16 protein-coding genes and 1 tRNA gene are annotated in these 22,976 nt (G+C 57.9%); 11 read left to right on the top strand and 6 right to left on the bottom strand.

Annotated features, from left to right (window positions below):
- Positions 1-226: 226 nt before the first annotated feature.
- Positions 227-349: a hypothetical protein gene (locus IE099_RS21015; protein WP_268244918.1), complete on the bottom strand. Its 123-nt coding sequence runs from the start codon at positions 347-349 to the stop codon at positions 227-229.
- Positions 350-1,278: 929 nt separating this feature from the next.
- Between IE099_RS21015 and IE099_RS13020 the strand changes: the two genes are divergently transcribed.
- A complete protein-coding gene (locus tag IE099_RS13020) occupies positions 1,279-1,725 on the top strand; it encodes an arsenate reductase ArsC (RefSeq protein WP_189570520.1) in 447 nt (148 codons plus the stop codon).
- Here IE099_RS13020 and IE099_RS13015 read toward each other — a convergent pair.
- The gene (locus tag IE099_RS13015; protein ID WP_189570518.1) at positions 1,717-3,795 is read right to left on the bottom strand and encodes a serine/threonine-protein kinase; all 2,079 of its coding nucleotides are present in this window, start codon (positions 3,793-3,795) and stop codon (positions 1,717-1,719) included. The two genes, IE099_RS13020 and IE099_RS13015, sit on opposite strands and share 9 nt — an antisense overlap.
- A gap of 5 nt (positions 3,796-3,800) precedes the next feature.
- Positions 3,801-4,400 carry an RNA polymerase sigma factor gene (locus IE099_RS13010; RefSeq protein ID WP_189570516.1) on the bottom strand — a complete coding sequence of 200 codons (600 nt, stop codon included), beginning with the start codon at positions 4,398-4,400 and terminating at the stop codon, positions 3,801-3,803.
- A gap of 128 nt (positions 4,401-4,528) precedes the next feature.
- On the opposite strand from IE099_RS13010, the gene IE099_RS13005 reads away from it, so the two are divergent.
- The 7 genes from IE099_RS13005 (at position 4,529) to IE099_RS12975 (ending at position 14,120) form a co-directional block, all read left to right on the top strand.
- Positions 4,529-6,274 carry an ankyrin repeat domain-containing protein gene (locus tag IE099_RS13005; RefSeq protein WP_189570514.1) on the top strand — a complete coding sequence of 582 codons (1,746 nt, stop codon included), beginning with the start codon at positions 4,529-4,531 and terminating at the stop codon, positions 6,272-6,274.
- Between the two features lie 91 nt (positions 6,275-6,365).
- Positions 6,366-7,016: a PAQR family membrane homeostasis protein TrhA gene (trhA, locus tag IE099_RS13000; RefSeq protein WP_229809510.1), complete on the top strand. Its 651-nt coding sequence runs from the start codon at positions 6,366-6,368 to the stop codon at positions 7,014-7,016.
- A 51-nt stretch (positions 7,017-7,067) separates the two neighbouring features.
- A complete protein-coding gene (locus IE099_RS12995; RefSeq protein WP_189570512.1) occupies positions 7,068-7,850 on the top strand; it encodes a 3-keto-disaccharide hydrolase in 783 nt (260 codons plus the stop codon).
- Positions 7,851-8,001: 151 nt separating this feature from the next.
- Positions 8,002-11,040, top strand: coding sequence for a choice-of-anchor Q domain-containing protein (locus IE099_RS12990; RefSeq protein ID WP_189570510.1), 3,039 nt, complete (start codon positions 8,002-8,004; stop codon positions 11,038-11,040).
- Between the two features lie 64 nt (positions 11,041-11,104).
- Positions 11,105-13,009 (top strand): ABC-F family ATP-binding cassette domain-containing protein, encoded by a 1,905-nt coding sequence (locus IE099_RS12985; RefSeq protein ID WP_189570508.1) that lies wholly within the window; start codon positions 11,105-11,107, stop codon positions 13,007-13,009.
- A gap of 211 nt (positions 13,010-13,220) precedes the next feature.
- Positions 13,221-13,607, top strand: a complete 387-nt coding sequence (locus tag IE099_RS12980; protein WP_189570505.1) for a hypothetical protein — start codon at positions 13,221-13,223, stop codon at positions 13,605-13,607.
- 27 nt (positions 13,608-13,634) lie between these two features.
- Entirely contained in the window at positions 13,635-14,120 is a 486-nt protein-coding gene (locus IE099_RS12975) for a thiol-disulfide oxidoreductase DCC family protein (RefSeq protein WP_189570503.1), read from the top strand.
- On the opposite strand, the gene corA is transcribed toward IE099_RS12975, so the two are convergent.
- A complete protein-coding gene (gene corA / locus IE099_RS12970; protein ID WP_189570501.1) occupies positions 14,098-15,156 on the bottom strand; it encodes a magnesium/cobalt transporter CorA in 1,059 nt (352 codons plus the stop codon). The genes IE099_RS12975 and corA overlap by 23 nt on opposite strands.
- Before the next feature lie 108 nt (positions 15,157-15,264).
- Positions 15,265-16,272, bottom strand: a complete 1,008-nt coding sequence (locus IE099_RS12965) for an NHL repeat-containing protein (RefSeq protein ID WP_189570499.1) — start codon at positions 16,270-16,272, stop codon at positions 15,265-15,267.
- A 208-nt stretch (positions 16,273-16,480) separates the two neighbouring features.
- Between IE099_RS12965 and IE099_RS12960 the strand changes: the two genes are divergently transcribed.
- Entirely contained in the window at positions 16,481-17,590 is a 1,110-nt protein-coding gene (locus tag IE099_RS12960) for a nucleoid-associated protein (protein WP_189570497.1), read from the top strand.
- Positions 17,591-17,858: 268 nt separating this feature from the next.
- On the opposite strand, the gene IE099_RS12955 is transcribed toward IE099_RS12960, so the two are convergent.
- Positions 17,859-18,935 (bottom strand): sugar kinase, encoded by a 1,077-nt coding sequence (locus IE099_RS12955; protein WP_189570495.1) that lies wholly within the window; start codon positions 18,933-18,935, stop codon positions 17,859-17,861.
- Between the two features lie 165 nt (positions 18,936-19,100).
- Between IE099_RS12955 and IE099_RS12950 the strand changes: the two genes are divergently transcribed.
- Both IE099_RS12950 and IE099_RS12945 read left to right on the top strand, forming a co-directional pair.
- A tRNA-Asn gene (locus IE099_RS12950) sits at positions 19,101-19,175 on the top strand.
- A gap of 221 nt (positions 19,176-19,396) precedes the next feature.
- Positions 19,397-22,936 (top strand): DEAD/DEAH box helicase family protein, encoded by a 3,540-nt coding sequence (locus IE099_RS12945; protein ID WP_189570493.1) that lies wholly within the window; start codon positions 19,397-19,399, stop codon positions 22,934-22,936.
- The last annotated feature ends 40 nt before the right edge of the window (positions 22,937-22,976 follow it).

Genomic DNA, 22,976 nt, shown 5'->3' with positions numbered 1-22,976 from the left:
CGGAAAGTTGGTCAGAAGCGGGTTATTATTCACACAAAAACTACGTTTTCGTGACCAGCTTTCCGTCCCTAAAAATCAACGAAATGTGGCTTAATGCAGTGCCATTCGGGTCAGTCCACGCCTCTGAACATTCTCTTTTTCCCCTTAGCCTATTGCAGGGGAAAAAAAGGGGTCAGTCCACGCCTCTGAACATTCTCTTTTTCCCCTTAGCCTATTGCCGCGAGCCTTAGAGTTCGAGCAAGCGACCAAGTTCCTCTTCGAACTGGTCGATAGCGGGCTGAGCTCGCTCGTAGACGGAATCAATTTTGTCGAAATCAAGAGTCCCCACCCCCAGCAATTTGGGCTTCACGACTAACTGGACAGACAAATTATTGAGAAAGCCGCGCTCCGTCGAATTCTCCCTTTCAAGCGCCCCTCATGGCTCAACCCCGCTGGCTCTCCTCGGAAGGATGCTCATCATTCCCCGGCGATTGATCATGTGACCAATCGTTTCGCAGATCGGCAGTTTGAATTCGGGGATGAAGAAGAGGAACTCTTTCTTCCACAGATAGAAACATCGCTTTGGACCGAAACGAACCACTGGCGCACGGAACCCCAGTGATGCCCTCTCCCCTCTCAAAAATCAACTTACCACGGCGCGAGATTTTCAAAATTCATAAGAGGCGTCGGAGTCTAACAAACCAATGGTGGAAACAAGCACATCTCTGGAAGTCTCACTGCTGATGGTCGACTCACTCTCTCGCTCCGCGCTTTTTCCCAAATGCCAGATGAGAGCTTCTCTAGTGTGAAAGACCGGTTAGTGGACGACGTACCTCTCTCCGGCTAGAGCCATGAATTTGTAGAACATCGAGCCCGCCTTTTTCTGAGACTTCCCCTTTTCCCCGAGACGATAGCAACCCGAATGAGCTATCGCTGGGATCAGCTTCAACTTCCTGGGAATAAATTGGTTCACAAAGGCTCCCAGAGGAGTCAGCTTGGAATCTCAATTCCATTCGGACAGTCTATACTTATGAAAACCATTCTCATCGCTTTTGCCGCCGCTGCTACTCTTGCACTCGCTTCTTGCGCCCGAACTTCTGGAAACGCCTTGGACACCTCTTCCCCAGTGTGCAACCGAACCAGCTGCGCGAGTTGCGGTTCGCATTGATTACGATTTCCGCAGAAAGGATTGCGCCGGGACTTTTGATGAGTTTGGCAAGACCTCTCAAGTGACAGAATCATGACGGGAGAGGCTCATTCTACTCTTTGCGAGCGGGGGTGGAGGCATGAGAATACAGTATGACTCTTCCCGAAAAACATCGCCGCCACATCCTCATTCTTTGCACCGGCAATTCCTGTCGCAGCCACATGGCCGAGGCGGTGCTCAAGAAGGAACTGGGAAAGCTCGCCCAAGTCTCAAGCGCAGGCTCGCACCCTTCAGGTGAAGTTCATCCTCTAGCCATTCAAGTGATGGCTGAGACTGGCTATGATCTAACGGATCACACCTCGAAGAGCTGGAACGAGTTTCTGGAGCATGGCGTCGACACCGTGATTACGGTTTGCGGCGATGCGGCGGAAACCTGCCCCCTCTTCCCCGGCCAGGTCCACCGCCACCACTGGGGCTTCGATGACCCGGCTCACGCCGTCGGCACCCAAGAGGAAAAGCTCGCCGAGTTTCGACGCATTCGCGATCAAATCACCCTCGTCTTCAAGGCCTATGCCGAAGGTCTGAGCGAATCACTTTGAAGCACTCAGCCGAGGGCCCACTTCCTTGGGGTCGATTCCCAGGTGCCCGCTCCCGTCCGGAACATTCAGTAGAAAAGCATTCATCTCTTTGGTGGCCCGTTCGCTAGCCTTGGCTCGCTCGATGAGGGACCCCTCTACAAGGCGCACGTCTTCTTGCTGGTCGGACCAAAAGTCGTTCCAATCCGACTTGTGCCAGGAATCGAGAATACCCAGCCGGCGTGCCTTGATCCGGGGACGCGCTCCAGTGTTCACGATTCCCCGGTCCAACATGAGGAGGAGCTTGCGTCCCTCATAATCGATTCCTCCCCGCAAAGTCTCCTCCGTGCCCAGTGGCAACCAAATCAGGGCGTGACTCGATTCGAAAATGGAGTCCTCGCAGCGCAGATGAATCGGGGGTGAACCTTCGACTGCCACCAGATGGGAAAACCCGATTTGATTGATGCAAGTTGACCTCCGAATCACGATCTCCCCGGAGCTCTGGAGCTCGGTGTTGGAAAAAGTCAGGCCTGGCGAAACCACCAGCGAATCCTCCACCAACAGGTTGGCTCCCCCCCGCATCTGCCAGGTGATCGACTGAAAGGTATAAATCTCGCACCCCTTGATCGTGGTCTGGGAGTCAGCCGGGACTTCGATGAGGGTCATCCGGTCGGGGAAGTTGCCGGAGGACTTTCTTTGATCGATTCGGCAATTCACCAGGGTGACCGCCGAGCCGGAGCTCTCTACTAGGGAAGTACTTTCCCCCTCCCCTGCCCGGCTACAATCGATGGTCAGGTTTTCGAGCTCCAAGTTGCCCGCATTGCGAAAGGCGGCCTCTGTGAGATTGATAAAGACCAGCCGCGTTCCTTCCGGCGATCCTACCACCCGCAAATCTTTGCCACCGAGATCGAGGCTTTCCACCACATGGGTGCCGGCGGGCACTTGCCACTCGTCACCGGACTTGAGGGACGAGAGCGCGGTGTCAAAGGCGAACTCCTCCTGCGGTTCAAACACCCCAAAAATCGAAGCCGTCCACCAAAGCAAAACCGATAGACCGACCGCCGCACAACCAGCCGCTATCAACCATCGATTCTGTGCCAAGAGCCCGGTGGATGTGGCCTTGCTCTTGCGCTCCCTGAGTCGCGAAAGGACTGAATGCGCGCTCTGCGGCCTCTTCTCGGGATCCTTTTCCAACAAATCAGCCACGAGGGCGGCGAACCATGAGGGCACATCGGGCACGAGCGGTGAGAGTGCAGGTGCCTCTTCCACCGCCGCCCGCTTCAGTGTGGCCGTGAGCGTTCTCGCCTCGAATGGTGGCTTCCCGGTCAATGCCATGAAGAGAGTCGCTCCCAATCCATAGAGGTCGGCGCGGCCATCCAACACCAATCCATCAATCTGCTCGGGAGCCATGAAGGCTGGCGTCCCGGCAAATTCGCCTTCCCGAGTCATCGCGAAATCTTCCCGAGACTTGACGAGCCCGAAATCCATCAGCCGGGCACGGGTTCCCCCCTCGATTTCCTCTAGAAAAATATTGGAAGGCTTTAGATCCCGATGGACGAGGTCCGCCTCATGCGCGGTCGCCAAGCCCTGACCGACCTGCATAGCCAAGGTGATGGTTTCCGTAACAGACAAGGGCCCCAGACGTTCAATCCGATCCTGTAGAGTCTCGCCCGCCAGCAGCGGCATGGTGAAACACGGAGCCGGTGTGTCCTGATGCACGGCGAGCAGGGGCATCAAATTGTCATCCGCCAGCTTCGCCATCGCACGCGCTTCCCTCAGAAAGCGCACCCCCGCATCGCGCTCCATCGCCAGGCGGGTGTCGAGAATCTTAATCGCAACCAATCGCTCCAATTCGGGGTCATACCCCCGATAGACCGTCCCGGCCCCACCCCGACCCAGAATTGCCTCCAAGATGTAGGGGCCAAAATGACGGGGCAGTTCCTCGGCTTCGGGCAATGGGGATACGGCGGGCTCCAGAGCTCCCCCCCGAGCGCTAATCAACCTCACCGTCAGATAATCGGGAGGGAGGAACTCCCGGCTATTCTTCCTCGCTTGCTCAAGGAAGGGTCCCAAATCTATCAACGGATCACTCATCTCAATCAAATTGGTATACCGGCTCCCTGCCCCTTTCCTGACAAAACTTCATCATCGGCCAATCGAATGGCTTCGCGCAGGCGGGCTGCTACCCGGGAGCGCTTCTGGTAGACATTTGCCACCGACAGTTCCAGCTCGGCCGCTACTTTTTCCGGAGCTTCCAAATCAACCGCAGTGCGCCAAAAGGCCTGCCAACTGGATTTCTCCACCACCTCTTCCACCCGCTCGCAGGCGTGCCGGAAAAGTTCTTTCATATAGAGATTCTCCCAGTCCGAGACATCACCCTGATCCGGGAGATTTTCGGTCGGGACCGGGATTTTCCGCGATTTCACCAAATGATTGTTTAGCTTGGAACGCGTCACGGTGAACAGCCAGTTGCGGAAGGTGCCGATGGTCTGGTCGAGCTGAAACTTGGGCAAGGCTTTGGCCAAGGAGCGAAAGACCTCTTGCGTGATGTCTTCAGCATCGGCCTCCCGAATCCCCCGACTTCGCGCGAACGCGTAAACAACAGGGGTATAAAGAGATACGAACTCGGTCCAAGCTCCCTCGTCGTGCACATCGCGCACTCGTCTGATCAAGCTGACCCTAGTTTCTGGCGCGGACATCCTGAGGGAGGTCGTAGCGTTTTCCGGACCAGAAACCAATCCGTAAGTCGCTTCAGAACGCAAAGAAAGGTGACTGTTTGACCCTCTTTGGGTATCTTTCCCTGAGCCAAGCCCCAATTCGCACCCCCATGATGCGCTTTTTCAAGACTTCACTCATCTTCTGCCTCTTCTTCCTCCTCCTAGCCGGAACCGTAGGGGGATATCTCTATAAGAAGGGGTTTTTCGCCGATCCCCAGGTGGCCTTGCGCGAGCTCGAGAAGCGCTCAATCCCTCCCACTGCGGCCAGCGTTCGTCAGGCAGCCGCCGCGGGCGACCGCGCCCTCCTCAAAGTCCTCGCGCGGGCTCAATGCGACTTCAACACCCCGGATGACAAGGGGCGTACCGCCCTCCATCTGGCATTGGATGGCGGACACATCTCGGCCCTGCCCCTGCTGCGCGAGGAAGGCTACGATCTGGATGCCCGCGACCAAGAGGGCAACACCCCGCTTTCCCTCGCGCTGGACCGGGGTTTTCACGAAATCGCCACCAAGTTCATTGAAGAAGGAGCGAGCCCCAACTTCACCCTCCCCAATGGTGAACTCGCTCTCCCGGGCTACCACCACGCCAAACGCCAGGGAGACATGTCTTTCCTGCTTCGTCATGGAGCCAATCCTGATTCCCCGGACTTGGAAGGCCAGAGCTCTCTCGCGCTGGCCCTGCAAAGCGGACAACCCGAGCTGGCGTGCCAACTGATTGAGCGAGGAGCCGACCCCAATGGACTCATTTTCGGAGAGCCCGCTCTCTCCGCGGTGCTGGACAAGCATCAGGACTGGAAGCTCAAGCCCTCGGCCGCAGCCCGCGTCCTCGCGACCCTGCTGGTCTCCGGAGCTGATCCGGAGAAAGCCAACAGCAAGGGCCAACGCCCGATTCAAGCGGCCCTGGAAAGTGATTTCCGCCCGGGCTTGGAGCTCATCCTGCCAAGGGTGACCGACGTCTCCGACTGCCTGTGGCTCGCCATCCAGCACAACAACGTGGCCGCGATCGAGAACCTGTTGGGCAAAGGTTCGCCCGTGGAAGAAGTCGGGCCTCGCGGCGAAACTCCCCTCCTCTACGCCATCCGTCAGAACAAGCCCGCACTCCTGACGGCCCTTCTTTCCGCAGGAGCGGATGCCAACCAGTTCTGCAACGAGGGACAGCCCGCACTGTTCTACGCCCTCGCCCACCGAAACGATGAGGCCATCACGGCCCTCCTCCGCCACGACAATCGGCCCAACCTCGACGTGGTGATGGCTGACCCGGTGAGCGAAGAATTTCGCGACCTGTTCGAGCGCAAGGGACTCTTCGATTGGTATTGCCGCAACGAGACTGGACTCAATCCCCTGATGGCTGCCGTCATGCTCAGGAACCTCCCGGTCACCGAGCTGCTTCTGGAACTGGGCATGGACCGCTTCGCCGGCACCACCAAGGGCGTCTACCCCATCCAAATGGCGGCCGCGAATGGTGATGTGAAAATGCAGCAGTTGCTCATCGGGGTGTCCTATCGCGACGAGGATCAGGTGCGCAAATTCGTCATCGATCTCTCGGAGCAGAAAGTCACCTACTACAAGAACGGCAAGGTGATGAAGACCTCGCGCATCTCCTCCGGGATGAGGGGCTTTCGCACCGATACCGGGGAATTCGTCATTACGGACAAGACCCGGCACAAGCGCTCAAACATCTACGACGAGGCCCCCATGCCCTATTTCCAACGCTTTTCCTGCAAGGCCATCGGTTTCCATGAGGGTAATACCTATTCCCGCTTTGCCTCCCACGGTTGCATCCGCCTCCCTCGCTCCACCGCCCAATTCTTTTGGAAAGAGACCGAACTCGGTGACCGCGTGACGATCCAGCCTTAATCAGAGCAAAGAGGCCGGCCCGTTTTTTCCAAGCAAGCGCACCCTCTCCCGGTGGCTTGCCAAATCCTGTCGAGCGACTAAGGTCTCCGCCGTGAGCCCAAACAAATCTCGCTCTCCCCTGTGCGACACCCCTCGCGAAGAGCTGGCTTCGGCCATCACCCACGGCCTGGGAGTTGCCGCGTCCATCACCTGCCTGGTTTTTATGATTCTCGTGGCAAAGGACACTTGGGCCCTGGTCTCGGGCATCGTGTTCGGAACTTCCATGATTACGCTCTATCTGTCCTCGACGCTTTACCACAGCTTCTCGGGGCATAAGATCAAGGAGCTGTTCCAAGTCTTTGATCACTCGGCAATCTACCTGCTCATTGCCGGTTCCTACACCCCCCTCACCCTGGTCGCCATTCGAGGTCCCTTGGGTTGGAGCATCTTCGGGGTGATTTGGTTTCTGGCCATCGGCGGAATCCTTACCAAGGCCCTCATGCGCGGTAACCGCGAACACTGGGCCTCGACCGCACTCTATATCGTGATGGGCTGGCTCATCGTCTCCATCCTCCCCGCCGTCATTCGCGAGCTTCCCCCGGCGGGCCTCTGGCTCCTGGTTGCAGGCGGGCTCTCCTACACCTTCGGGGTCATTTTCTTTGCTTGGAACAAGCTGCCCTACAACCACGCCATCTGGCACCTCTTTGTGCTCGCGGGTTCCACTTGCCACGCTCTGTCAGTTATTCTCTATATCTTGCGTTAGCGCTCTTGGGGTGAAAGATTTTTTCGCGAGAGACAGTCTCTTTACTCAACGATGAAAACCAAAATCGCACTTCTCGCTCTTCTGCCCGCAGGCCTTCTCTTCGCCGACCATCATGGCGAACAGACCACGAAGAAACTCTATCCCAACGCCCCCCTGATCCCGGGCTCGGAATACACCGTCCACGACACCACCCGTCCCCAGCCTCGCAAGGTCGAGTCCGGCGGCTGCGTTTCGGTCAAGGCGCCCTCCGACGCCAAGGTCCTGTTCGACGGCACCAATACCGAGGCCTGGAAAGGCAATTGGAGAGTGGAAGACGGCATCCTGATCGCCTCCAGAGGCACCCTCTCAACCAAAGAGGAATTCGGCGATTGCCAGGTCCACATCGAATATCGCGTCCCCGCCGACCGGGAAGTCATGGGACAAAAGGGAGGCAATTCCGGCATCTTCCTGATGGGGCGATATGAAATTCAAATCGGAGAAAGCCACACCAACGTCACCTATCCCGACGGACAAGCAGGCGCGGTCTACGGCCAGACCCCACCCCTCGTGAATCCCGCCACTCCACAGGGCGAGTGGCAAAGCTACGACATCATCTTCAAGGCCCCCGTTTCGGAAGACGGCAAGGTGGTCAAGCCCGCCGAAATCACCGTCCTCTTCAACGGCGTGGTGGTGCAGGCTTCCTACAAAATCCAGGGACCAACCAAGCACCAGACCACGACCAGCTATCCTGAGAATCACCCCGCCAAGGGCCCCATCAACCTGCAGTGGCACAACGACCCCATCGAGTTCCGCAACATCTGGGTCCGCGATTTGGGCGAATACGACCAGCAGTAGTCTCCCATCCATCTGATCCTTTCTTCGCAGGCCCCAGCATTCTTGCTGGGGCTTTCTATTTTCCAGCAAAGAGCCACCAGCCCGGCCCGCTCTCTATTTTCTTGATAAGACGCTCTAACAGTGTCCTCTTTTAGGCCTTCCCCTCTAGACCTTGAAAACACTTTTCCTAGCCCTGGCCTGTTGCTCTCCTTTTCTTTTTGCCGCCGAAGTCACCAACAGCAATGATTCCGGCCCCGGCTCCCTCCGTGCGACGATCGCGAGCGCGGCCGATGGCGAAACCATCACCTTCGCCTCGGGTCTCGCGAATGGAACCATCACGCTCACCTCGGGGGAGATTGCGATTAGCGACAAAAGCCTCATCATCGACGCTTCCCCGAGCGGAGGCCGCGTAACCATTTCCGCGGATGGCAATTCCCGCCTCTTTTCACTCGACGATTCAGATACGGAATTCAGGTCGCTGATTTTTGAAAAGGGCTCCCACGCTCAGAAAGGGGGAGCAATCTTCATCGACGGCTCTGCAGCCGAGTTCGTTGCTTGCCAATTCGAAAAGTGCACCGCCCCGCGGGGAGGTGCGGTCTACAGCTTCTACTCCTCCCCGGACTTTTCGGTCTGCCGGTTCGTTGAGAATAGCGCCACGCTGGCAGGCGGGGCCCACTACAGCGAGAGCTCTTCCCCCACTTTCACCCGCACGGATTTCGATGAAAACACTTCCGCTACTGGAGGGGCGGCTTACCATGACGACTCTTTCTCGGTCTCCTATCAATCCTGCGAATTCGCCCAGAACAACGCCACCACTGCCGGGGGAGCCATCGCCAGTGACCGCTCGAGCGTGAGCTATCAGGAATGCGACTTTTCAATCAATTTCGCCGCCGATGGAGGCTCTCTCTACACCAACGGAACCCTCTCTAAAGTGGTCCAGTGCTCCTTTCGCAACGGCTCCGCCAATAACAAGGGAGGAGCTATCCGGGTCGAAGTCGGCACTCTCAACCTCACCGCATCTTCCTTTCAAGCTCTGACTGCAAATGATGGTGGAGGAGCCATCTCGCTCTCATCCACAGGAGGCACTTTCCAGGACTGCTTCTTCCTCAGCAATCAAGCCAATGACGAAGGAGGGGCCCTTCTCTTGGAAGAATCTTCACCCAGAATTCGCAACTGCACCTTTCAGGGCAATCACTCTTTCAAGGAAGGTGGGGCTTTCTATAGCAACGACTCCGCGCCTGAATTCTATAACTCCATCATTTGGCAAAATGCCTCCGAACGCGACCCTTCGTCCCCCGAATCCTCCTGGGGAAAAAATGGAGCCGCGACCCCGGCCTTCTACCACTGCCTGGTTGAAAACTGGTCGGCCTCGACCCTGATGGGCACCGGCAACCTCGAGGGCACTTCCCCGGCCAACGCCCCCCTCTTCATCACCCCTCTCAACCCTCAAATCGCGCCCTGGAATGTGGGAGGCGATCTTCGGCTCGCGGGGAACTCTCCTCTCGTCGATGCCGGTCTCGATAGCGAGGCCCTCAATAGCGGCGACTTTTTTGGAAACCCGCGCATCGTCGGCACCGTCGATTTGGGAGCCTTTGAACAGCAGGGACCAGTCTACGTCAACGCCGCCGTCGGGGGTGGCACATCCGATGGTTCATCGTGGGCCAACGCCTACCCGAAGCTGCAAGACGCCCTCAATCAATCTGCCGGGGGACGCCGCCTTCACGTCGCGGCGGGAACCTATTATCCCGACGAGTCCGGAGCGACTGATAGTGACTCCCGAAGCGCATCCTTCACCCCGAAACGCGGGCACCTCATCCTCGGCGGATTCCCCGCGCAGGGAGATCCCCCTCTCAGCGCCCGCGATCCTCAAGCCCATCGCACCATCCTTTCCGGCGATATTGACCAGAACGACCAGGATGGCGGGGACACGTCCGGAAATGCCTACAACGTCATTGCCGCCAGCCAATCCTCCAGCTTCGACCACTTCGACGGAGTCACAATTGAAGCCGGACGCGCCGATGGCTCTACCGGAGTTGGCCGGGATGGAGGTGGGGTCTACGCCAGTAGCACAACCGCGCAAGTCTCCTTCACCAACTGCCTCTTCCAGAAAAACCATTCCGCAACCTTCGGCGGGGCCATCGCCATGAACTTCGCCAGCACTTACCTTCAGGATTGCCTCTTTCTAGAAAACACGGCCAGCACCGGAGGGGCATTTTTTGAGAGCAATTCTGCCTCTCTGGTTCTCAACTGCCTTTTCCAAGGAAACAGTGCCGTCACCTCCGCGGGGGCGCTTTATTCCAGTCGTTCAACTTCGCGCTACTACAATTGCGCTTTCCTCGCCAACCGCGGGCAATTCATGGGTGCGCTCGGACTGGCAACAGGATATGGCGAGTTCACCAATTGCAGTTTCCAAGGAAACTTTACCGAAAGTGGAAGTGCCATTCACCGGCAATCCGACATCACCCGCTTCAACAACGTCCTTGCGTGGGGGAACTTGCGCGGGGATGGCCCACCCTCCACGGGAACTCTTTTCTCGGACCTCAACAGCTCGAACACCGGTTTCTCCAATTGCCTCATCGAGTATTACGATGGCAGCGATTTGGGCAACGCCACCAACCTCGATGGCACCGACCCGGCGAATGATCCTCTCTTCTTGATTCCCATCGACGCAGCCAGCGCCCCTTCGGTGGCTTTCGCCGACCTCGGGCTCAAGGAGGATTCCCCGGCCCTCGATGAAGGGGACGGTTTTTACAACCCGTTTGAGACCGACATCCTCGGAAATCCCCGCATGGTCGGCCCCATCGACATCGGAGCCTACGAAGGCGAAATTACAGACCTCGCCCGCCTGTGGTTCACCGACGACGACGCCGATGGCAGTCGCTACGGAGCCGAACTCGCGCTCGGAACTAACCCCGAGGTGGCGGATCCAGAGAATCCCCGCAATATCAGTATCATTCAGCGCCCCAACGGCAACCCCGAGGTCTCCTTCGGGTTCAATTTCGACTCGCCGGGGGGAACCTCATGGCGCCTCTACCGGTCCACTTCTCTCGATGGAGATTTCACCGAGATCTATCGCTTCAACAACCCGGGCCAAACGAGCGGCGTCCCGCTCGACGTGAATATCGACAGCCACTTTCACCTCGAAGACCTGGCTCCTCCCTCCCCCAAAGCGTTCTACCGCTTCGAAGCAGTCTACGCCCCCCAGCAGTAAAAAACGCTTCCCTCCACACCAGAAAAGTCTGGTCTCAGACCGCCGCTCTCTCCAAGTCTAGGCCGTGCTCCTTTCCGCAAACGAACTCACTCTCTCCTACGGCCACCAAAATCTCCTCGATGGCGTCACTCTGGCAGTCGAAGCGGGGGAAAAGGTCGGGATGGTGGGTCGCAATGGATGCGGCAAAACCTCGCTGCTGAAAATTCTTTCCCGCGAATCCGAGCCCGACACCGGCGACATCGCGCTGCGGCGCGAACTGCGCGTGGGCTACTTGCCGCAGGAATTCGAGCTCGACCCCAATCTCACCGTTCTCGAAAACATCACCACCGGGGTCGCCGACCTCGCGGAAGCCATCACGCGATACGAAGCGGGCGATGGCACGGAGAGCGAGCTCGCCGACCTCCTCCACCTCATCGATCACGCCGATGGCTGGAACCTCGATCTGCGCATCAAGACCACGGCAGAGGCTCTCGGCGCCCCGCCCCTCGACTCCCCCATCACCTCTCTTTCCGGTGGAGAAAAGCGTCGCGTTGCCCTCTGCCGTGCCCTCGTCCGCCAACCCGACCTGCTGCTGTTAGACGAGCCCACCAACCACTTGGACGCCGAGTCCATCAGCTGGCTGGAAAGCACCCTGCGCAGCTTCACCGGCGCGGTGATCTTCGTGACCCACGACCGCTACTTTCTCGATACCATTGCCACCCGCATCATCGAGATCGACAACGGCAAAGCCTACTCCCACCCCGGCAACTACACCGCCTTTCTCGAGTCCAAGGCCATTCGCCAGGACATCGCCAGCAACACCGAAAAGAAGCGCCAGAAGTTTCTCAAGGAAGAGCTGGAATGGGTGCGTGCCGGAGTGAAAGCCCGCACCACCAAATCCCGCAGTCGACTGGATGCCTTCTACGAGGTCAAGGACCAGGACGCCCCCGTGGAAGAGGGCGAGATGGACCTCCTCATTCCTCCGCCTCCCGGCCTTGGAAACGTGGTGATTGAACTGGAAAAAGCCGGGGTCAATGTCGGCACCGAAGACGCCCCGCGCTGGCTGTTCCGCAATCTCGATCTGCAATTCCGCCCCGGCCAGACAACCGGAATCGTGGGCCGCAACGGCACCGGCAAGACCACCCTCCTGAAGCTGTGCCTCGACCAAATCAAACCCTCCGCCGGACACGCGGTCCTCGGCAAGCGGGTGAAGGTGAACTACATCGACCAATCGCGTATGCAGCTCGACGGCACGGGCTCGCTGCTCGACGAAATCTCCAACGGCAACGACAAGATTCTCTTTGGCGAAGAAACCCTCTCCGCCCGCGCCTACCTCAAGCGCTTCCTCTTCAGCGATGACCGCATCAACGAGCGCGTCGACCTTCTTTCCGGTGGCGAACGGGCCCGCCTGATGCTGGCCAAAGTCCTCAAAAACGGCGGCAACCTCATCGTGCTCGATGAGCCCACCAACGACCTCGACCTCCCCTCCCTCCGCATGCTGGAGGAAGCCTTGGCGGCCTTCAAGGGCACCGTCATCACCGTCTCCCACGACCGTTACTTCCTCGACCGAATCTGCGACCAGATCGTGGCCTTCGAGGACAGCGGCGTGGTGGTCCAGCCCGGCAATTACTCCTACTACTTGGAAAAAAGAAAGGCCCGCGAAACCGCCGAGCGCCTGCAATTGGCCGCCTACGAGAAATCTAGTAGCGCTGCCAAGAAAGCCGCTGCCCCCTCCGGAAAAAGACCCAAGCCTCTCTCCAACCGCGAGCGCTCGGACCTCGAGACCATCGAAGATCGCATCCTCGAAGCCGAAGGGGTGGTGGAAGAAATCGAAACCCGTCTCAGCGATGCCACCTTCCAAGCCGAGAACTTCGACAAGCTCCCTGCGGAGACCGCGAAGCTTGATGCCGCCAAGGAAGCCGTCGCCGCTCTCTACACCCGCTGGGAAGAGCTCGAAGCCCGCAAGGCCGAGCTCGGGCTGACCGACTAAAAGGCTCTTTTAGCTTTAGAAGAGCGCGGCAGAGTAAGGCCCATTCATCCGAGCCTCGGACCGAGGCTCCGGCGTTTGCGCCTGCAGATTCGATCAAAGAAGGAACTCTCTGTTTTAAAATCCTCTTGCTTTATTCCTGAGTTTTCAGTAATTACTGAAACAGTTGAACTGAGAACCAGTCCAGCGGTAACAACCAAAAGAAAACAAAGAAATGAATCCACTCATCCTCACCTACAGCCTCTATCTCTGCATCGCCATCCCGCTCACCATTTGGGTCGCGCGCACCCTGCACAAGAATGGCCGTATCTTCCTCGTGAAGTGTTTCCGCGAGGACGAAGCGATGGCCGACAGCGTCAACCACCTCCTCGTGGTGGGCTTTTACCTCATCAACATCGGCTTCGTGGCCCTCTACCTCAAACTCAACCAAGAGGTCACCCAGGCCCAGGATGTCTTCGAGGCCCTCGCGGGCAAACTGGGCTTTGTTCTCCTCGTGCTGGGCGGCATGCACTTCTTCAACATCTTCCTCTTCACCCGCACGCGCAAAAAGCTGGAATTGGAAACGGTCGCTCCTCCTATCCCACCCCAGGGGCGAATCTAACAACTCATTCTAACAGGATATTATCGCATGCAAACTCTCACCATCTTCCACGACCCCGGCTGCGGACTTTGCCACAACTTTCACCGCTGGCTGCTTTCGCAAAAAGCTTATCTCACCATTGAATTCGTCGCCTATGATAGCGAGGAAGCCCGCACTCGCTTCCCCCTCATTGCCGAACTCGATGCAGGTGCGGAGATTGTCGTGCTCGCCGATGACGGGCGCTGGTGGCAGGGCCCGCCCGCTTGGCTGACCTGCCTCTGGGCGCTCAAGGACTACCGCAAGTTCGCGTTCCTCCTGGCCGCCCCCAGCCTTCGTCCCATGGTGGAAAGAACCTGCCACTTGCTCTCGGAGAATCGCTTCAAGGTCTCACAATTGCTTCGTCTTCGGCCCGAAGAACTCGGCTCGATTGTCGCAGCCTACCAACCAAGCTGCTCCACCGACGCCTGCGCCCCCGGCAACTTACAACGCGCCAAGCTCCGCTCCCGGAACACTACAACCAGCCCTTTTTCTTAAAGTAAATCGCCAGCACCACCGCCAAGCTGACCAGAAAGACGAGGAAGACCGGGTAGGCCCAGCGCAGTCCCAATTCGGGCATGTGGGCAAAGTTCATCCCGTAGATTCCGGCTAGAAAGGTCAAGGGTAGGAAGATGGCGGAGAGCGAGGTCAGGACCTTCATCACCCCGTTCATGCGATGGCTCATGAGGGTGAAGTAGAGCTCCCGCAAGCTCGCGGTTTTATCCCGCAAGTGGTCGACCTGTTCCACGGCTTCGGCGGCGTGGTCGTGGAGGTCGCGAAAGTAGCGGGCAGTGTTTTCCCCCATCGCTACAGAGTCCGAACTGCTGAGCTGGGCGGTGATTTCGCGACAGGGACGAATCAAGCGATAGGTCTGGGTGACTTCGTTTTTGATTTCGTGGATGGTCTCCATCTCGATCTCCACCTCGTCATCAATGAGCTGATCCTCGATCTCCTCCACTCGATCACTGAGGTGCTCGACGAAGCGCAGGCTGTGATCGGTGACCAGATCGAGCAGAGCCCACACCAGGTAGTCCACGCCATGACTACGAATCTTGCGCTTGGGATCATCCAGCCGACGGTCCAGATCGGTTAGAAATTTGAGCGGAATCTCTGAGAAGGTCAGTACGGTATTGCCCTGCCAAAAAAGGCAGAAATGCACCGCCTCAATCACTCCCACCTCTTCCATGGAAACGGGAATTTTCATCACCACAAAGAGACTCTCCGACGACTCCTCCAGCTTGGAACGGCTTTCGCAGTTGAGGATATCCTCGGCAGTGAGCGGGTGGATTCCGTAGTGCTCGAAGAGCTTGGCCATCTTGGAGGTCTCCCCCAGCCCGCTCCAGTTCAGCCAAGTGATGCCATCGCAACTTTTGTCCCGCAGGTCCGCCACTCCCGACACGGGCTGGCGATCGACATTCTTCGGGCAATATTGGGTGAGAACCCCGGCTGGCGCACTCGCGCGCCCTTCTATCCACTCCAGATCAGTTAGGATGCTTTCAAAGGTGGATTGGGTGAGCTGATGCTTCAGGGACATGGCCACAAGCTAACAAACAAATACAAAAAAACCACTGCGCCTCTCGTGGAAACGCAATGGTCTTAAAATTCTTTGAGCGCTCCTTTCGAGAGCAGCGCGGATAGATGACTAAAGCTTTTTCAGCTTGGTCACCCGGCCAGTGACGTTCCAGTCCTGAACGATGATGTTGCCCTCGTTGTCCCAGCTCAGGCCGTGGGGAGAGGTGAAGAGACCATCGTAAAGCTGGGCCTCGGGAACAGGCTTTTTGGCCCAGAGATTTTTGTCAGGCTGGTCTCCGAGGAAAGAAAGAGGCTCCCCGTTCTTTCCGAGAACAGTCACGCGTCCTTCCAGCTCCGCAACCGCCGCGTAATCGCCCCGAATCGAAACCGCGCAAGGGCGGCGCAGGTGCTCGGAGTGAACACCCTTGAAGTTGAAGTCGAGGTCGAGATGAACGAGACGACGGTTCTCGCGATCGCACACCAGCAGCAAAGGCTCGCCGCTACGGGTATCGAGGGTGATTCCGTGACAGGTGGTGAACTTGCCATCATCTTTGCCCCGTCCGCCCGCAGTCTTGAGAAGCTTTCCGCTGGCATCGAATTTGTGGATCAGGTTCGAGCCATAACCACAGACCACATAGAAGTTGCCCTCGGGCCCGACCGTTACTCCGGTAACGCCCTTGAAGCCGCCTTTGATCTCGCCCGTTCCCTCGTTGGGAATCGTCAGCAACACCTTTCCATCCAGATCGAGCTTCAGCACTTTTTCAGCGGAAACCGCGGCTCCGATGAGAACCTCCGAATCCCCTTCCTTGGCCATCGCGAGAGAATGCAGCGCCTTGGTCTCAGGCCCAAAGCTCTTCACGAACTCCCCTTCCTTCGTGAACTTGACCACCCCATGATCAGCCTCGGTGCTGACATAGACGTGGCCCGCGCTATCGACCGCTACTCCGCCGTGGGTGGGTCCAACGTTCACGCCCTCGGGCATCGCGGCGAAGCCGGGCACGGTCTCAAACTGGAACTGACCATTGCCGGTCTTTTGCACGGAGGTGACCACCTTGCCCGCAGGCCGGTGTTCATGATCCGCGTGCCCAGCGGCCATCGCGCTGCCGGCTACCAATACTGCTAAAACTTTGTTCTTCATCGTAAATGTCTTTTCACGGCGCTCGAAATGATTCCGAGCGATTCTCCGCAAGGATACGCCTGCGGCGGAGCTTTTTTACCCCGCAAATCCCTCCCAATGACAGAAGGAAACCGGACAGAACACAAAATTGAACCCTGTTCCTTGCTTCGATTCCGCAGAAAGACGAAATGAATTGCCCGCTCCCTGCCCTCCACTCTATGCAGACCCCGTGACTATCAAACTCGACTTCTCCAACGCCACCATCGCCGGACTCGTTCTCGCCAAGGTCGGCAACCCCTCCCGCGACGAGCCCCTGCAAACCTCCAAGCATGTCTTCGAAGTCGACCCCGAGGACCAACCCACCCTCTCCAGCATTTTCCTGCGCCCTTTCAAGAGCTTCAGCCTCGTGGGGCAAAAATTCCATCACCACAGCTCGCTGGAGCAGCACGAAATCAACAACTGCGCCGCCGCCATCTTCGAAAACCCGGAAAAACTCCTCGAGCAGGGCTGCCAAATCTCCACCCGCCTTCACACCAAGTCCACCCACCCCAACATCAAGTCCGGCGACCTGTGCATCTCCCGCATCGAGGGGATTCAAGCCGGGGAAGAAACGGTGGACGCGATTTGCATTCTCAAGTCGGAGAGCGTGTCCCCCTTCCTCAGCATCTCCGCGCAAGACGGCGACCTGCAACTCAGCACCGAGCACGGCATCAACCCCGAGAAAATCGACAAGGGCTGCCTGATCGTGAACCAATTTTCCCGCAAAGGATTCTACGTCCTCACCTTTGACCGCGGCAGCTCCGAGAGCCGCTTTTGGGTGAAAGACTTTCTCAACGTCATCGCCATTCCGGACAACGCTCTCCTTTCCAAGAAAGTTGCCGAAATGGCGGTCAGCGCGGTAGCCGAGAGTGCCGCCGCATCCGCTGCCGCCAGCAACGCCGAAACACCCCGCGACGACGCCGAGGCTTCCCCACCCTGGGAGGTCAATGCCGCCGCCAAAGAGGCGCTCGCCTACTTCGACAACAAGAATCACTTCAGCATGGCCGAGTTCGAGGAACAGGCCCTGCGCACCCCCGAAGCAAAGGCCGCGTTCCGCGAAAAGAAGAAGCAGCTCGAGGAAGAAAGCGGAGTGGCCATCGCGGAAGGCTTCGACATCTCACAAAAGGACGTCTCCAAGGCCAAGAAGCTCATGAAATCCATCATGAAGCTCGATTCCGGGGTCGAGATTCGTCTCAAACCCAAAGTCGTCGCCAACCCCGACAAGGTGATGGAAAAGGGCTACGATGAAGAGAAGAAGATGAACTACATCAAGGTCTACTTCAACAAAGAGACCCAATAACAGAGCAAGGACATTCCTGTCCTTGAAGACTATCCCGGAATCTGTGCGCACCAATATGAGCAACTGGGCGAAGGGAGTTCCGTTCTTCTCTGGCGCCTTTCCTCAACCCACGCCAAGCAACCCCGACCCTTTTCAAAAAAGCAAAGCGAACAAACCAAAGAAGCCAAGGAATGAGAGTTCCTTGGCTTCTTAGCCCTTCAAAAAACAGGGCATTCAAATGTTCGAACGCTGGAGACGTTCTCTGGGCGAAAGTTCAACCGCGTCGCAACTATCTCTTCACGCGGGCGTTGCCTTCCCAGATGCTCCACACCTGCTCTTCATCCGCAGGCTGACCGTAGTCTGTTAGAAGAGTCGCCGCCAAGGCACCGCTGGCCCAACCGAACTGCGCCGCCTTTTCCATAGGCCACTCGCGCAGGATGCCGTAGAGCAAACCGCCAACGAAACCGTCTCCTCCTCCGATGCGGTCGAGCACGCCGATTTCGCGAGGCTCCATCACATGCCACTCGTCACCGGCAGAGACAATCGCGCCCCACTGGTGAAGATTCACGCTGACCACTTCCCGCAAGGTCGTTGCGAAGACGGAGGTGTTCGGGAATTCCTTTTTCACCCGACCAATCATTTCCTTGAAGCCATCAATCTTGCCGGCAATGCCTTCACCACCTGGAGGCGGTCCTTCGATGCCGAGGCAAAGCTGGAAGTCCTCTTCGTTGCCCACCAACACGTCGGACAGGCTTGCGATCTCGTGGAACACTTTCGCCAATTCCTCTTCGCGGCCTTCCCAAAGGCTGGCGCGGTGATTGAGGTCGAAACCGATGCAAGTGCCATGCTCCTTCGCCTTGCGCGCCACTTCCAAACAGAACTGGCTGGTCTCAGGAGAAAGCGCCGCAATCAAACCCGAGAGGTGGATGAACTGCGCCCCCTCTTCGCCAAAAATGCGGTCGAGGTCAAAGTGCTCGGCCGCCAGCTTGCGACCCACCTCACCCGCACGGTCATTCGCCACGCGCGGCCCACGGGAACCCGCCCCGCTATCCGCCAAGTTGATCTGGTGACGAAGACCCCAGGGACCACCGGCATCGAACTCCGGTCCTTCATAGTCCATGTGGCGGCTCGCCAAGTTGTCCTTAATGAAACGAGAAACAGGGCTTCCCTTCACGAAGGCGGTCAAAACCTTCACCGGCAGACCCAGATAAGACGAAACCGCGCCCACATTGGACTCCGCACTCGTCGCCTGCATCTTGAAAGTGTCACTGCAATGGAACGGCTGGCCATTCACAGGAGTCAGGCGAGTGCCCATACTCGTCGGTATCACAAGGGCGTATTTGGCATCTTTCTTCAGGTCGATCATACGTGCCCCGAAAAGGCGACTTTGCGCCCCATTGTTCAAGTCAAAAAAGCGACCGAAAAAAACTCGCTGAAAAGTGTGCCTTTGGGGCAGATTTTTCTTGCGAAAAGTGCCCTTCCTGTGGAGAGTCGCCGCCCGCGAGGGAAAACTCCCTTACGGTTCTTAAATTCCGGCGTAGCTCAGCGGTAGAGCGGGTGGCTGTTAACCACTAGGTCGTAGGTTCGAATCCTACCGCCGGAGCCATTTTCACTTCTTGAATTGGCACTACGGAATCCCGGTCTCGCACCGTTTCTTCTAGAAAACTCTCACTTGAGATTACCGCGATCACTTTTCTCACTAATCTGGGCTCGTTTCAACCCAATCGGCCCTCTCAGAAGTTTTCTACTCTGCATACGTCACTCTGTATTGCCTTCCCTTCTTCTTAAACATTCGGTAACACATATCTAACAGAAACCTGCTAGATCTTGCCGACCCCCGAATCCATCGCCCGCGAGAACATCGACGCTCAACTCAGCGCCGCTGGCTGGACTATTCAGGACCTCTCCCAACTCAACCTCTCAGCTTCCCGTGGCGTCGCCATCCGCGAAGTCCGGTCTCAAGGCGGTCCCGCTGACTATATTCTCTTTGTAGACGGCAAAGCCCTCGGCATTGTGGAGGCCAAGAAAGAAGGCACCACCCTCAGCTCCGTCGCTGAACAATCGAACCGCTATTCTCACGCCAGGAAGTGGATTCCCCAGCGCTGGGCCGATCCTCTTCCCTTCACTTACGAGTCCACTGGCGTCGAAACCAATTTCCGCGACCAGCGCGATCCCGACTCTCGTTCCCGTTCCGTCTTCGCCTTTCACACCCCCGAGCACCTGCTCGCCCTCGTCCAACAACCCGACACCCTCCGCGAGCGACTGCAAACTCTGCCCGCGAACCACCCTCTCGTCATCGCTCCCCTGCGCGATTGCCAAGTCTCCGCCATCACGGGTCTCGAAAAATCCCTCGCCGACAACCGTCCGCGCGCCCTCCTGCAGATGGCCACCGGCTCCGGCAAGACCTACACCGCCGTCACGCAGGCTTATCGTCTCATCAAGCACGCCGGCGCCCAACGCATTCTCTTCCTAGTCGACCGTGGCAACCTTGGCCGCCAGACCATCAACGAATTTCAGCAATTCACCACCCCCGACGACGGCCGCAAGTTCACCGACCTCTACAACGTCCAGATGCTTGGTCCCGGCGGCATTGATCCCGTCTGCAAAGTCACCGTCTCCACCATTCAGCGCCTCTTCTCACAACTCAAGGGAACCGAACTCGACGAAGACGCCGACGAGATTTCAGGCTACGAGTTCAATAGTGGCTGTGGCGTCCCGCCGCAGTTTTCCTCCAAAGATCAGAGCCAAAGCTCTTTAGCTGATCAAAGCCTAGATGGCTCTGCTACTCTTCCCGTCACCTACAATCCACGCATCCCGATCGAGACCTTCGACTTCGTGATCATCGACGAATGCCACCGCTCCATTTACAATCTCTGGCGGCAAGTCCTCGACTACTTCGACGCCTTCCTCATCGGTCTCACCGCCACCCCCTCCAAGGCCACGCTCGGCTTCTTCGACCGCAATCTCGTCACCGAATACCCCCACGTCCAGGCCGTCGCCGATGGCGTCAACGTCGGCTACGATATCTATCGCATCAAAACCAAAATCTCCGAAGAAGGCACCACCCTCGATGCCGGCTTTGACTACCAGAAGCGCGATCGCCTCACCCGCGAAAAGCGCTGGGCTATCCAAGACGAGGAACAAACCATCGCCAAGACCCAGCTCGACCGCTCTGTCGTTGTTCCCGACCAGATTCGCACCGTCATTCGCACCTTTCGGGAAAAACTCTTCACCGACCTCTTCCCCGGCCGCAGTGGCGACTGGGTGCCCAAGACTCTCATCTTCGCCAAGACCGACGAGCATGCCGAAGACATCGTCAACCTTGTTCGCGAGGAGTTCGGCAAGGGCAATGACTTCTGCAAAAAGGTCACCTACAAGGCCGGCGGCAAGCCCGAAGACATCATCAAGGCCTTCCGCACCGCACCCGAGTTCCGCATCGCGGTCACCGTCGACATGATTGCCACCGGCACCGACATCAAGCCCCTCGAGTGCCTTCTCTTTCTGCGCGACGTTCGCTCCCAGCTCTACTTCGAGCAGATGAAAGGCCGCGGCACCCGCACCATCGACGCCACCGACCTCGCCATCGTCACCCCCGATGCCGGCAGCAAGACCCGCTTCGTCCTCGTCGATGCCGTCGGCGTCACCGAGTCCGACAAGACCGACTCCCGCCCCCTCGAGCGCAAGCCCACCGTCCCCTTCGACAAGCTCTTGCAAAGCGTCGCCCTCGGCCTGCACGACGAAGACACCCTCACCAGCCTTGCCAACCGTCTGGCTCGACTCGACCGCTCCCTCAGCGATTCCGACAAGGGGGAATTGCAAGCCACCGGCGGCCTCTCCCTCAAGCAACTCGCCTCCCATCTCTTGCAAGCCACCGACCCCGATACTATCGAGAAAGTAGCTGAGGCGTCTCGCCTCAGTTCCCCCGAAGCAGAAAAACTCCAACAAGAAGCAGCCACAACCTTCAACTTCTTCAACCAAGAAGCCGAGACCATCAAAACCCAAGGAGCCTCTCTCCCTCATTGGTATCAGGACGGGGTCATCTACTTTGTCACCTTCCGACTCGCGGACTCTCTTCCACAGGAAAAACTCAAGATCTTCGCCAGCGAAAAAGAGCTCTGGCTCAAACAGAATCCAGAACCCCACACCGCCGAACAAAAGGCCGAGTATCACGAGCGCTTCCCGCAACGCCTGCAGCAATGGCTCGACCTCGGCTACGGCTCCATGATTCTCAAGGACGCAGCCGCCAATCAACTCGTGTGCAATGCCATCACCCACTTCGATGGCGATCGCTATCAGCTCGACGAGTTCGTCGTCGCCGCCAACCACGTGCACATTCTCGTCGCTCCGCAGGGGGACCACTCCCTGAGCGAAATTCTTCATTCTTGGAAAAGTTTCACCGCCAAGGAGCTTCTCAAGCTACCGATTGCGCAGGAACTCGCCACCGCTCCCACCGTTTGGCAAAAGGAGTCTTGGGACCACATCGTGCGCTCCGAAGCCAGCCTGAACAAATTCCGCGAATACATCCGGGCCCACAAAGTAGCTGAGGCATCTTGCCTCAGCCCCCGTTGGGAAGATCTGCAGCGGGACGCAGCAGCTACTCTCGCTAACCAAGCAGTCGCTCCGGTAGCCAGCAATCCCGCCTACCGCGACCTCTTGGAGAAAAAGCGCCGCGACCGCGAGGTCACCATTGACCACCTCAGCGGCGACGAAGTCATTTCCGCAGGCTACGACGAGGAAAAAGCTCGCCAGTTGGTCACCTCGTGGAAGACCTTCCTCGACGATAACCAAGACGAAATCACCGCTCTGCAAATCCTCTACAACAAGCCCCACGCCAAGCGCCACCTCGTCTACGAAGAGCTCAAGGCCCTCGCCGATGCCGTCGCCCGGCCGCCCTACCACATCGCGCCCGCCGAAGTCTGGTCCGCCTACGAGCACCTCGAAAAACGCCCGCTCACCCGCAACCCCGTCAAGACCCTCACCAATCTCATCACCCTTGTTCGCCACACCGTCGATCCCGCGACCACCCCACTCGCCCCCTTCCCCGAACTCGTCGAACAACGCTTCCAAGCCTGGCTCACCCAGCAACAAAACCCCACCCCGGGCGAAGCCGCTCGTTCAGAAGTCACCACTCAAAATTCACCACTCACAACTCCCCGGTTTACGGAAAGCCAAATCAAATGGCTTTCCGTAATCCGGGATTACATCGCCCTCAACGGAGCCTTCGCCACCGACGACCAGAGCGACTACCTCGAAGCCTGGCAAAGCGTCGACTCCGATGAAGGCGTCCCCCTCGCCGTCGCCAAACGCGTCTTTGGCCAAGATCCAAAACCCCTTATCGAAGAACTCAATGAAGTCCTAGTCGCCTGATGACAATCAACCTTCCATTTCAAATCATTGCTTGTCCGCC

Origin of the sequence: Roseibacillus persicicus (genome assembly GCF_014651675.1) — a bacterium.
Taxonomy (GTDB): domain Bacteria; phylum Verrucomicrobiota; class Verrucomicrobiia; order Verrucomicrobiales; family Akkermansiaceae; genus Roseibacillus; species Roseibacillus persicicus.
This window is presented reverse-complemented; position numbering and strand designations above follow the sequence as displayed.